This window comes from Pseudomonas sp. ArH3a, from assembly GCF_022648765.1.
Classification (GTDB): domain Bacteria; phylum Pseudomonadota; class Gammaproteobacteria; order Pseudomonadales; family Pseudomonadaceae; genus Aquipseudomonas.
Window position 1 is genome coordinate 385,417 of record NZ_CP080330.1, and the last position, 12,128, is coordinate 397,544.

The 12,128-nt window shown below is 59.0% G+C and carries 9 protein-coding genes; 3 read left to right on the top strand and 6 right to left on the bottom strand.

From position 1 onward, the window contains the following. Positions 1-76: 76 nt before the first annotated feature. Positions 77-1,957: a methyl-accepting chemotaxis protein gene (locus tag K0P33_RS01800; RefSeq protein ID WP_094953160.1), complete on the top strand. Its 1,881-nt coding sequence runs from the start codon at positions 77-79 to the stop codon at positions 1,955-1,957. Between the two features lie 39 nt (positions 1,958-1,996). On the opposite strand, the gene K0P33_RS01805 is transcribed toward K0P33_RS01800, so the two are convergent. The 5 genes from K0P33_RS01805 to K0P33_RS01825 all read right to left on the bottom strand — a co-directional run bounded on the left by K0P33_RS01805 (position 1,997) and on the right by K0P33_RS01825 (position 8,641). Continuing rightward, positions 1,997-2,455, bottom strand: coding sequence for an SRPBCC family protein (locus K0P33_RS01805; RefSeq protein WP_242153734.1), 459 nt, complete (start codon positions 2,453-2,455; stop codon positions 1,997-1,999). An 18-nt stretch (positions 2,456-2,473) separates the two neighbouring features. Then, positions 2,474-5,851 (bottom strand): amino acid adenylation domain-containing protein, encoded by a 3,378-nt coding sequence (locus tag K0P33_RS01810; protein ID WP_242153736.1) that lies wholly within the window; start codon positions 5,849-5,851, stop codon positions 2,474-2,476. Next, positions 5,848-6,795, bottom strand: a complete 948-nt coding sequence (locus tag K0P33_RS01815) for a diiron oxygenase (RefSeq protein ID WP_242153738.1) — start codon at positions 6,793-6,795, stop codon at positions 5,848-5,850. The genes K0P33_RS01810 and K0P33_RS01815 overlap by 4 nt, the downstream gene beginning before the upstream one ends. Further along, positions 6,792-7,550, bottom strand: a complete 759-nt coding sequence (locus K0P33_RS01820; RefSeq protein WP_242153740.1) for a DUF3050 domain-containing protein — start codon at positions 7,548-7,550, stop codon at positions 6,792-6,794. Before K0P33_RS01820 ends, K0P33_RS01815 begins: the two co-directional genes overlap by 4 nt. Positions 7,551-7,930: 380 nt before the next feature. Beyond that, on the bottom strand, positions 7,931-8,641 hold the full coding sequence (locus K0P33_RS01825; RefSeq protein ID WP_094953152.1) for a GntR family transcriptional regulator: 711 nt from the start codon (positions 8,639-8,641) through the stop codon (positions 7,931-7,933). Between the two features lie 250 nt (positions 8,642-8,891). Here K0P33_RS01825 and lapG point away from each other — a divergent pair, with 250 nt between their 5' ends. Beyond that, a complete protein-coding gene (gene lapG / locus K0P33_RS01830; protein WP_094953151.1) occupies positions 8,892-9,584 on the top strand; it encodes a cysteine protease LapG in 693 nt (230 codons plus the stop codon). A 14-nt stretch (positions 9,585-9,598) separates the two neighbouring features. Further along, positions 9,599-11,545, top strand: coding sequence for a cyclic di-GMP receptor LapD (gene lapD / locus K0P33_RS01835; RefSeq protein ID WP_094953150.1), 1,947 nt, complete (start codon positions 9,599-9,601; stop codon positions 11,543-11,545). Between the two features lie 153 nt (positions 11,546-11,698). Here lapD and K0P33_RS01840 read toward each other — a convergent pair whose 3' ends face one another. Continuing rightward, positions 11,699-12,037: a tryptophan synthase subunit beta gene (locus tag K0P33_RS01840; RefSeq protein ID WP_094953149.1), complete on the bottom strand. Its 339-nt coding sequence runs from the start codon at positions 12,035-12,037 to the stop codon at positions 11,699-11,701. Positions 12,038-12,128: the final 91 nt, after the last annotated feature.

The window sequence follows — 12,128 nt, forward strand, 5'->3', positions numbered from 1 at the left end:
AGAGTTCGCCTATCCCGTTAGATGAAATGTTCCACTCGGCACGCTCATCCCCCTTTGGCAAAAAGAAGTCGATGAAATGAATCTCAAGTTCAGTCATAAAATTCTGTTGGCCGCGTCAGGCGTCGTGGTTCTCGCTTTCGCGTTATTCACGTTCTACAACGACTACCTGCAGCGCAGCACCATCAAGCAAAACCTGGAGTCGTCTATCCAGCAATCGGGTGAACTCACCGCCAGCAGTGTGCAGAACTGGCTGAGTGGCCGGATTCTGGTCCTCGAAAACCTGGCGCAAAACGTTGCGCATCAGGGCAGTGCTGCCGACCTTCCAGGCCTGGTCGACCAGCCTGCATTCACCTCGAATTTCCAGTTCACTTATGTCGGTCAAACCAACGGCGTGTTCACCCAGCGCCCTGACGCCAAGATGTCCGACGATTACGACCCTCGTCAGCGTCCCTGGTACAAACAAGCGGTGGCCGCCGATAAAACCATGCTCACCCCGCCCTACATGGCAGCTGTGGGCGGGCAGATCGTGACCATCGCTCTGCCGGTCAAAAAGAACGGCGAACTGCTGGGTGTGGTCGGCGGCGACCTGAGCTTGCAAACCCTGGTGAAGATCATCAATTCGGTAGACTTCGGCGGCATGGGCCATGCGTTTCTGGTCAGCGCCGATGGCCAGGTCATCGTCAGTCCTGACCAGGCCCAGGTGATGAAAAACCTCAAGGACATCTACCCTGGCGCTAATCTGCGCATCGAGAAGGTCAGCCAGGACGTTGTCCTCAATGGCAAGGACCGTATCCTTTCGTTCACCCCGATCAGTGGTTTGCCCGGTGCAGACTGGTACATCGGTCTGTCGATCGATAAAGACAAAGCCTACGCACCACTGGGCAAGTTCCGTACTTCTGCGCTGATCGCCATGTTAATCGCGGTCGTCGCCATTGCGGTGCTCTTGAGCCTGTTGATTCAAGTGCTGCTACGCCCCCTGACCACCATGGGTGTTGCCATGCAGGACATCGCCCAGGGTGAGGGCGATTTGACTCGCCGCCTGGACGTGACCACTAAGGACGAGTTTGGCGAGGTTGGCAGTGCTTTCAACCAGTTCGTCGAGCGTATTCACGCGTCCATCTCGGAAGTGTCTTCGGCAACGCGTCAGGTACACGACCTGTCCCAGCGCGTGATGGCTTCGTCCAACGCTTCGATCATCGGTTCGGACGAGCAAAGTGCGCGGACCAATAGCGTGGCCGCGGCGATCAACGAATTGGGCGCCGCCACTCAGGAAATCGCGCGTAACGCCGCCGATGCTTCGCAGCACGCCAGTGGTGCCAGTGAACAGGCAGACGACGGTCGCAAGGTGGTAGAGAAAACCATCCTGGCGATGTCGGAGCTGTCGCAAAAAATCAGCCTGTCCTGCACCCAGATCGAAACCCTGAACGCCAGCACCGACAACATCGGCCACATCCTTGATGTGATCAAAGGCATCTCCCAGCAAACCAACCTGTTGGCGCTCAATGCCGCGATCGAGGCCGCGCGTGCCGGGGAAGCCGGGCGCGGGTTTGCCGTGGTTGCCGATGAAGTGCGTAACTTGGCGCACCGTACCCAGGAATCCGCCGAAGAGATCCATAAGATGATCACTTCGCTGCAAGTGGGTTCGCGTGAAGCGGTGACCACCATGAACGCCAGCCAGACCTCCAGCGAAGAAAGCGTGGAAGTGGCCAACCAGGCCGGTGAGCGCCTGGTCAGCGTGACTCAGCGAATCGTCGAGATCGATGGCATGAACCAATCGGTTGCTGCCGCCACCGAAGAGCAGACCGCTGTGGTTGAAACCCTCAACGTCGACATCAACCAGATCAACCTGCTGAACCAGCAGGGCGTGGCTAACCTCAACGAAACGCTCAAGGACTGCGATGCACTGTCCCAGCAGGCCAGCCGTCTGAAGCAATTGGTCGACAGCTTCAAAATCTGACCCTGTTTATGCAGGAGCGAGGCCTCTCGCTCCTGCTGATCAGCCGAGCATCTGGCGCACGTTCTGCAGTGCGCTGTCGGCGAACGCCTGCACAAACTGTTCAAACTCTGCCTGCTCAGTTTCCAGTGGCTCGCCCATCAGGGTCCAGGTCGCCCTGGAGCACCCCTCGCCAAGCCCTTCCACGCGCATTGCAGCCCACAACCGCGCGACGCCCAACGTGTTGTAGATTGTGGTCCATGTCATGCACATGGCCTCGTCGTCCCTGCTGTTGAGTTGCTCTACAGCGCAATGGCCATCGTGGAAAAATTTCGTGCGCAATGCGCCTACACCTGTCCCCGTCATGTCGATGTGCGAAAGGGCGGGAATGAAGGCATCAAAGCCTGCAAAGTTGCCTACCACGTTCCACAGGCGAGCGGCTTCGCACGGGACTTCGACAGACGCCACCAACGGTGCGGCATTCGGGTTGCGGATCAATGTATCCGGTTGCAGCGGTTTCATAAGCGTGTCCTTTAGCGGTCAGAGAAAGCCAATGGCCCTGAGGTGGTCGCAGCCCTTACGCAACAGCGCCGGGTCCTTTTGTGGGTAGTGCTCGCCCATGGCTTCAACACCCTGGCGTGCGTTGTCGTGACAGATCATCGAGATGTCGCTGATGTCTTCTGAAAGGTCATCCAGGTAGAAACCCAGCACGCCAAACAGCGCGTTCTCGCAGCCCACCGTACGCAACGCTCTTTGCCAATGCGCAACACTCACCCGTTCGAAGGGGTGGCCCGCCTGACTGAATGCATCAAGGTAGTGATCCCAGCTCAAGGGCTGTGGGTTGTGCAGGTTGAAGACGTTGCGCCTGGCAGAAAATTGGCTGCAATGGAACGCAACGAAACGGGCAAAGAAGTCCACCGGCATCAGGTCGAAATTCACCTCAAGGCGGGGCGCCAGGCCCAGCTGCAACGACCCCTTGAGCATCAGCATCAAGCGGTTGTTTTGCGGCTGGCAAACACCGCTGCGGCTGTTGAAGGCGATATTGCCCGGGCGATAGATATTGACCCAGGCACCTTGCTCGGCCGCTCGTCCCAACAGCCGTTCGGCCACCCACTTGGAGAGGTTGTAGCCGTTCTTCAGATAGAGCGGCAACGTCGCCACTGCAAGTGTTTCAAGGATGTTCCCCTGAGCGTCGACGCTGCTGCAGGCCGACAGTGTGGAGATGAAATTGAAGACCTTCTTGCACTGGGTTTCACACAGGCGCAGGCACTCCAGCACCGGTTCGACGTTGTCCCTGGCGAGTGAGGCGTAGTCCATCACATGATTGACCCTTGCTGCGTTGTGCACCAACACGCCATAAGTACTGGCGAGGTGTTCATACACGTCGCTGGCCAGGCCCAGCCGGGGCAGGCTGATATCGGCGGCATGGACCTGCACGCGGCTCAGGTCCAGATGGTCCAGGCGATACTCGCGCAATGCCTCGGCAAACCGCGCCGCCGCCGAGCGCCCCGGCTGTTCTCGCACCAGGCAGGCCACCTCTTGCGCACCGCCCGCCAACAACGCTTCGACCAGGTGCACCCCGACAAAACTGTTGGCGCCTGTGACGATCACCTTGCGCGGATCACCAGCGCGGTCCTCATGCAGCATGTGTAGATTCAGCGCTTGCGATGCGTCTTTGTGCACTTGGCCTGACGGTGCATTGGGCAGTTCACCGTCCTCCATCAGCACGGCGAGCGTACGAATCGTCGGCGCCTCAAAGAAACGGCTCAATGACAGGCTGCGGCCAAACTCTTCGCGCAGACGCAGCAACAACGTCGACAGCAGGATGGAATGGCCGCCCAAGTTGAAAAAGCTGTCATCGATGCCAAGAGCATCGCCAGGTACCGACAGCAACTCGCTCCACAGCGCCGTCAGCCGCGTTTGCAGAGGCGTTTGTGGTGCGTGACGGGCAGTGTGGGGCGTGGGGTGCATTGGCATCGCCAGCAGTGCCTGGCGGTCGATCTTGTCGTGGCAGGTGCGCGGCATTATTGGCACCTCAGTCCACACTTCGGGGTGCATATAAGCCGGTAGCCATTGCTGCGCATGTCGCTTCAAGCCTGCCAGCGTGGCGCCGGGCTCGGGCTGGGCGGCAAAACTGAAAATCCGGCGATCACCATCAATCACCACGGCCACTTGGCGAAACAACCGGCTGCTGCGCAGGCACTCTTCGATTTCTTGGGGCTCGACCCGAAAACCACGGATCTTCACTTGGTCATCCCGTCGACCGCCCAGCTCTATACCGTCTTGCGTCCATTTCGCCAGGTCGCCGCTGCGGTAAGCCTGCAGCATCTGGCCATCCGGCAGTGTCAGCTCAACGAACGGGTTGTCCACCCGTTGCGGTGCGCTCACATACCCCAGGCTCACCCCAGGGCCGACGATGTATAGGTCGCCCATCACCTGCTCATCCACCGGTTGCAGGTGGTCGTCGAGGATCAGCACCCGGCTGTTGGCAATCGGATGGCCTACGTTGCGATGGCTGTCGCCGGCCTGAAACATGCGGTGGGTGGCGAGCACCGTCGTCTCGGTAGGGCCGTAGAGGTTGTGCAATCGGCACTGGCCCGCCAACCTTTCGATCACGTGCGGCTCGCAGGTATCACCGCCGGTCAACAGGTGGGTCAGGCCCAACGGCTGATCCAGTGGCAGGATGCTCAAAAGTGCCGGTGGCAAAAACGCGTGGCTGATGTTCTTTTGGCGAATCAGCTCGACCAACTGCTGAGGGTCGTGCCTCTGGCCCTCGCTGGGCACGATCAACTCGGCACCGGCGATCAGGGCAGGGAAGATGTCGATCAGCGATGAGTCGAAACTGAGCGGCGAAAATTGCAGCACACGGCTCTGCTCATTCAGCGCCACACAGGCCCCAAGCCAGGCGGTGAAATGCGCAAGGTTGCCTTGGCTGAGCAGCACGCCTTTAGGCTGGCCGGTGGTGCCGGAGGTGAAAAGCACGATGCAGGGTGCTTCGCCGCTGGCGCGATGGTGCGCCAAAGGCTGCGTGGTGTCAGTGTGCGTCGGGTCGAGTTGGCACACATTCAGGCTAACGAACTGGTCGCGCAAAGGGTGCTGGCCATCATCCAACAGCACGCTCGCCCGAGTACTTTGCAGCATCGTTTGCTGGCGCTGTGGCGGATGCTCCGGTGCCAGTGGCAGGTACACCGCGCCGCAACCCAACACCGCGAGAATGCTGGCGTACAACTCGGTGGACTTGCCCAGGCAAACGCCGACCACTGCTGGCGCCTCAATGCCTTCCAGCAGGGGGCGCAGGCGTTGCTGGATCGATAGGGCCCGTATCCGTAATTGCTGGTAGGTCACCACACTGCCGGCGATGTTCAGCGCCGGGCGTTCGGCGAATGTGTGCAGGCTTGCCTGTAGCCGTTCGATGATGGGCGCCTGGGCTGCTTGCAATAATGCCGGCTGCGCTGTGCGATTGAATCGATGCACAAACGCCAGCGCGTCCAGCGTTTGCAGGCCTTGCTCGGGCCAGGCGTTAACGGTGGTGGTTGCGGCGAAGAAGCCCACGTCCCTCGAGAAACCGCTGACCAGCGAGGCCACCCATTCCACCAGCGCGTTCGTCGCGTGCCGGCGTAGTTGCTGGCCGTTGCCGCTGGGTTCGTCGGCAAGGTCCTGTACCGCCAATACGCGTTGGTCATGGTCATAGCAGCGCAACTGCAGCGCGGGAAGCCCATGTTCGAACACCGGGCCGACACCCAGGCGCAGGCTTATCCATTGGGCGTTGTCGGAATGAGTCAGCGGTGGTTGGCTGCCATCTTCAATAACGATGTCGAGGGATTCTGTTGCGCTGACGTGCCCGTATTGCTCCAGCGTCTGCCTGAGCGCTTGCAAGGCATTGCTGCTGCCGTTCCAACCAATCTTCAAGCGCCTCATGCCGGCCTCCCCGGTTCGGGCAGGTAGTCGCTCAGGGCCAGGGCGACGCTCGGTGTGTGCAGCACGCCGCTCTGATGCAGGAACCCCATGATGTTACCGAGCAGTGGGTGCTGGCGGGTGATGGGAAAGTCCAGCGCTGCGACTTCGCCCTGTAGCGCGTGGCGAACATCGGCGCTGGCGTCCAGGTGTTCGATCAGGTGTAAATCAAAGCCTTTTTGCAGATCGTTGGTCAGGTAATGCGCCAAAAAGGTCGGCAGGGTAACAGCGATACTGTCGCGGTCGGCCGTGCTTGCCGCTTGCCAGTAGAGACGCACCAGTTGCGTCCAGAATTGCGCATGGCGCCCTTCATCAAACAAGTGATCGGCCATCAAGCCACGGATGGAAGGCTTGACGCTGTCGTCCTTGGAAAACGCCGCTACGTCATGGGTGACGGTGTTTTCGGCGATGGCCACGCCAATCAATTCCACGGCATCGCGCAGGTGTGCCGGTGCCATCGCCTGCGCTGCCGGCAGGGCATGGCTCAGTTCGATTTGCCCAGGCAGGTCGAGGGGCTGTATGCCGGTCATTTCCACGGTCTGTTGCAGGAAGTCCAGCGCGACCAGCGCGTGGTAGTCCTCATCCACCACGACGGTCATCGCGTCCACGCGACAGGCGAGGGGGAAGGGCAGCGAAAAGTGGTTCTTGGCAATGTTGCGGGCGGTCTTGCCGACGATCTCGGTTTCGAAGATCACCACATCGTTGATGAATTTGTAGAAGCTTTGCGCCAACACAAAGTCGCGGTACTGCGGGCAGTGCTCCAGAAAGGTTGCACTCAGCACCAGTGGTTGGCGGCACAGCGGATAGATCAACCTGTCATCGTTTTCCAGTAGGCGCCGAGGGCGTGTGCGGATCGTTGCACGGCGTTCCCAGTCTTCGGCAAAGGAGCGGTAGTCGACGGCGGTCATGGTTGCACCTCTTGAAGCGAGGCGCGCACGGCGTCCCAGAAGCTGAGGCGGTTTTGCACGGCGGCGAGGGCGGTCTCATCGGCCTGGCGTTGTCGGGCAGTGTCTGTCCCGATCAGGCGTTGGAGTAATTGCTGCGCCGCTGGCCCATGGTCTTGAGCGTCCAACTCGATGTGGCGGCTGAGGTAATAGTTCAGGGTGGGTGCTTGACGAGCAATGCATGGATTACTGTGCAGAATACGTTCGAACATCAACGGGATGACACTCTCGCGGCCGTGCAGGAAGGCCGCCGCCACGCAGTGGGTAGGTGCGTTTAACGCGATGTCCAGCGTGCTGTCGACAAAGCCGGCCACGCCGGGAAGCACCTCAAGCATGTGTAAGGCTGCACTTGCTTCCACGCCCTGGCGCTGCAATTCAATGAAGCGCTGGATGCTAGTGGTGTCGGCCCCTACCTCCCCCATGGCTTCCAGATACAGTTCGAAGTGGCTGCAATGGCCATGTGTTGGGTGTTCGTCCGACTCCTCTCCAAGCACGATTTCATTGATCAGGCGGGCGGCTTTCGGGTCGGCGGGCGGAAGCCAGGGTAAATGCGTGCAGGTCAAGTCCTGCTGCAGGCGTTTGGTCAAGGTCATGAAGTCCCAAACGGCAAATACATGGTGCTCCATAAAAACGTGTAACTTGTTGACTGAAGTTATTTCTATAAATAACGGATGGCTGCATAACTGCAGTTTTTTTTGTTTAAGTAAGTGTTGGTGCATGGTTGACGCCTAATAAGTTGTTGCGACTGCTCTGAAAACAGTAATGGGTTTTTAATTAACAACGTAAAGATGGCATTTAGCCGTGCCACGCGCGCAGCGCTAACCGCACATAGGGTTGTGCTGCCGAGCGAAATGTTTGTTTTATTGGCGAGAGATAATAGTCTGGTTAAACGTTTTGAGGATCTTATGAATGTGTTAGATGTTTTTTCGAGAAATATCTTGTTGTGGGTAAGTTGCCTGGATAGTTGTTTGAAGTTTCCTCGAAGTGAGCCGTCTTATTTAAATCGAATCGTTCTGGCGCTGGCGTATCAGTGCGGGCCCCTCGCCGAGAGGTAGGGAGCCCCACACCGTAGAGGCGTCAAGGAACAGAGCCGTAAACCTTACTGCGCGCCTTTCTTTGCGCAGGCTTCAAGACCATTGAGGTAGGTGGTGATTACCTCCATCCCTCGCATCAAGTGGTTGCGTAGCGTCAGGATGCTCTCGTCGACTTTCTTCTGCGCCACCAGGCTCAGCAGTTCTCGGTGATCTTCCTGGGACGTCTCGCCCAGGCCCATCGCCTCAAGGTTGAAGCGCAGAAAGCGTTCCTCCTCATTCAAACCGTGTTCAACCAGTTTGAGCAGCCGCTGGTTAGGTGCCTTGCCATACAACACCATGTGGAACAGGCGGTTGAGACGGCCAATCTCGGTGTAGTCTTTCTCCTGCTCCAACGCATTGATGTAGGCATCGGCTTCAGCGATGTCGGCGTCGGTGAGAAACGGAGTCGAGAGGCGCAACGCTTCGGATTCAAGCAGCATGCGCAGTTCATAGGTCTCAGCCGAATTGTCTTCGATCAACGGTGCAACCACGGCGCCCTTATGGGTCACCACATGCAGCAAGGATTGAGCTTCCAGTTGGCGTAAAGCCTCGCGCACGGGCATACGGCTAACGCCGAACAGGCTAGCCAGCTCTTGCTGACGCATCGCGGTGCCACACGGCAATCGACCATCGAGAATGGCATTACGCAGTGTTTCTTCAATAACGGCGCGAGCAAGATGGGCGGGAATAGGCCCGCTGATTTTGATGCTGCTTAAAGGGTTCGGCTTCTGCGTCACGGTTACGCTATCCTCCTTTCTTGAGTGGAGTGTGTTTAATTGGATCCAATGCACACTAGAGACGGGCCGCGCGCTTGTCAAACAACCAAAGTTTCCGTTTGTAAGGGCTTACGGGGCGTACTTTGTGCATCCCACAGGGGGCGGTTATAAACTCGCCCGACCGATGGATGATTGCACTGTGCCATTGTTTTTTGCCAGTCGAAGCATCACCATCCTTTGAAATTCCGTCTCTCTTCATGGACTGAACGCCTTGGCGGTAAGTTTTATTCCCTCTCGAATCTTTAGCTGGCTGTTTTCAGCGATTGTGTTGGCCGGCCTTATGCTCGGCGGGCTGCATGCTGATTGGGATTTTTCCCAGATCAGCCGCAAGGCCACGGCCTTGTACGGGCCGCTGGGGGAGGGCCAGCAGCGTATCGACGCCTGGCAGCGGTTGCTGGCGACCCAAAAGCAGGTCGACGAACAGGAGCAGCTCAAGGTGGTCAACCTGTTCTTCAACAAGCAAATGTCTTACGTGGAAGACACCGACCTCTGGCACGTGGTCGACTACTGGGAGACGCCCATCGAAGCACTCTGGAAGGGGGCTGGCGACTGCGAGGACTACGCGATCGCCAAGTATTTCAGTTTGCGTCATTTGGGCGTCTCCAGCGACAAATTGCGCATTACCTACGTCAAGGCCTTGCGTCAGAATCGCGCTCACATGGTCCTGACGTATTATTCGACCCCAGACGCGATCCCGCTGGTGCTCGACAGCCTGATGGACGAAATCTTGCCGGCCACCCGCCGTACCGACCTGATTCCGGTGTACTCATTCAACGCCGAAGGTTTGTACTTGCCCGGCGCCAAGGGCAACAAGAAAGTCGGTGACACTAAACGCTTGTCGCGCTGGCAGGATGTGTTGAAAAAAATGCGTGCGGAAGGCTTCCCAGCCGAGCCTGCCAACTAGGAGTAACTGATCGGATGTCTCTGTTCAAACAACTATTGATCGCAATCTGTCTGTTCCTGGTGGTCGCCTTCAGCGGCAGCTTCATGGTCAGCCTGGAAAGCTCGCGCACGCAATACGTCAACCAGCTGCGCTCGCATGCACAGGACGCGGCGACGGCGCTGGCATTGTCGCTGACGCCCAATATCGACGACCCGGCGATGGTCGAGTTACTGGTCAGCTCGATCTTCGACAGCGGCTATTACGCCAGCATTCGCGTGGTGGATCTGGCCACTGACAAAACCATCGTCGAGCGCAGCGGTATCCCCGACAACAACGGTGTGCCCAACTGGTTCGTGAAATTGATCGGCCTGGAGCCGGCCGGTGGTGATGCGCTGGTCAACCGCGGCTGGGAACAGGCGGCACGTGTAGAAGTGGTCAGCCACCCGATGTTCGCCCTGGCCAAGCTTTGGCAAAGCGCCTTGGGCAGCCTCGGCTGGCTGTTGCTGTGCGGTGCGGTGAGTGCGGTGCTGGGCGCGTTGCTGCTGCGTCGGCAACTGAAACCGTTGGACTACATGGTCAAGCAATCCCACGCCATTGCGCGCCGCGAGTTCCTCAGCGTGCCCGACCTGCCACGTACGCCGGAGCTGCGCCGTGTGGTGCAGGCCATGAACCAGATGGTAGAGAAGCTCAAGGCGCTGTTCCAGGAGCAGGCCGAGCGCAGTGAAAAACTGCGCAACGAATCCTATCAGGACAACCTCACGGGCCTCGCCAACCGCCGTTATTTCGAGATGCAGCTCAACGCCCGGGTGAGTAACCCGGAAGACACCAACTCCGGCTACCTGCTGCTATTGCGGGTCAAGGACCTGGCCGGTCTTAACCAGCGCCTGGGTGGTCAGCGCACCGACCAGTTGCTGCAAGCGGTCGGTGAACAACTGCTGCGCGAGTGCGAGCCGTACCCCGAAACCCACAACCTCGTCACCCGTATCCGCGGCGGTGAATTCGCGGTGCTGGCGCCCGGGCTGGTGCGCGATGAAGCGCTGCAATTGGCGCAGAACCTTGAAAGCACCTTACTCAGCCTGCAAGCCACCGGTGCCAGTGATGTGACGCCGGTCGCCTATATCGGCCTGGCGCCGTTCAGCCATGGCGATTCCCCCCAGGCGCTGTTGACCTTGGCTGACCAAGCCCTGGCCCAGGCCGAAGGGCAGGGCGACACCAGTTGGGTGTGCCTCGACCACAGTGCCGCCGCCAGCGTCGGTGATGATCACCATGCCTGGCACACCCTGCTTGACCAGGCCCTGACTCAGCAACGTTTCAAGCTGTACTTCCAGCCGGTCGTCGCCAGCCAGGACCCGCAGCTGGTCCTGCACTACAAAGTGCTGTCGCGTTTGCAGGATGAAGACGGCCAGACCATACCCGCCGGGCGTTTCCTGCCGTGGCTTGAGCGCTTCGGCTGGACCGCGCGCCTGGACCGCCTGATGCTGGAGCAAGTGCTCAAGCAGATGGCCGGCCACAGCCATAGCCTGGCGCTGAACCTCTCGGCGGCGACCTTGCAGGACGCCCAGGCGTTGAATCGGATTTTTGAGCTGCTACGCCAGCACAGCAACCTGGGCTCGCGCCTGACCCTGGAAATTGGCGAAGAACAATTGCCTGAGCAGGCGCTGCTGGAACAGTTAACCAAGCGCCTACGCGAGCTGGGCTTCTCCCTAAGCCTGCAGCGTTTTGGTGGGCGCTTCAGCATGATCGGCAACCTGGCGCGCCTGGGCCTGGCTTACTTGAAGATCGACGGCAGCTACATCCGCGCCATCGACCAGGAAAGCGACAAGCGCCTGTTTATCGAAGCGATCCAACGCGCGGCCCACAGTATCGACTTGCCATTGATTGCCGAGCGCGTGGAAACCGAGGGTGAGCTGAAGGTGATTCGCGAGATGGGGATTTTCGGCGTGCAGGGCCAGTTGTTTGGTGAACCCGCGCCCTGGAAATAATGCCAATCCAATGTGGGAGCGGGCTTATGTGGGCGCTGGCTTGCCTGCGATAGCATCACCTCGGGCTGCCTGATACACCGAGGTGCCTGCATCGCAGGCAAGCCAGCTCCCACAAAAGCCTGCCCACATTTAGATTCGGTTTGCCTGCCGAAATCAGATCAGCCCAGTCTCTTCATCATTGATCAAATGGCTCAACCCGCCCAACGCTTCCCGCGCGTGGTTACGGTCCATCAGCTTGGCCTGCGCCGCCGGCGGCAGGTCCGTCACGTTGATCACGCCCTTTTGGGTCAGTACCTGAATCAAGTCGTCCAGCACCCGGATCATCTCCAGGTCACTTTGCTTGAGCTGTGCCAGGCTGGTTTCCACCGCTTCGTTGGCGTACCAAGCCTGAATCTCAAGGTGATCGGCCGGCAGGGTTTCGGTTGACTCGGCAAAGGCGGCGGCCTCCACGCGACTCAGTGCACCCTGTGCATCACGTTGCACGTAAAACATAAGAAACCCTCGAAAATGAGCCACACGTTTTCACCCGCATAGGCCAGCGGTGTGTTTATTGAACCGAGTATGCGATGCAACCGCCCGCCAG

Excerpts from the sequence above, each read along its gene's own strand:
- K0P33_RS01800 (WP_094953160.1), top strand. The coding sequence starts at position 77 with ATGAATCTCAAGTTCAGTCATAAAATTCTGTTGGCCGCGTCAGGCGTC.
- K0P33_RS01805 (WP_242153734.1), bottom strand. The coding sequence starts at position 2,455 with ATGAAACCGCTGCAACCGGATACATTGATCCGCAACCCGAATGCCGCA.
- K0P33_RS01810 (WP_242153736.1), bottom strand. The coding sequence starts at position 5,851 with ATGAGGCGCTTGAAGATTGGTTGGAACGGCAGCAGCAATGCCTTGCAA.
- K0P33_RS01815 (WP_242153738.1), bottom strand. The coding sequence starts at position 6,795 with ATGACCGCCGTCGACTACCGCTCCTTTGCCGAAGACTGGGAACGCCGT.
- K0P33_RS01820 (WP_242153740.1), bottom strand. The coding sequence starts at position 7,550 with ATGCACCAACACTTACTTAAACAAAAAAAACTGCAGTTATGCAGCCAT.
- lapD (WP_094953150.1), top strand. The coding sequence starts at position 9,599 with ATGTCTCTGTTCAAACAACTATTGATCGCAATCTGTCTGTTCCTGGTG.
- K0P33_RS01840 (WP_094953149.1), bottom strand. The coding sequence starts at position 12,037 with ATGTTTTACGTGCAACGTGATGCACAGGGTGCACTGAGTCGCGTGGAG.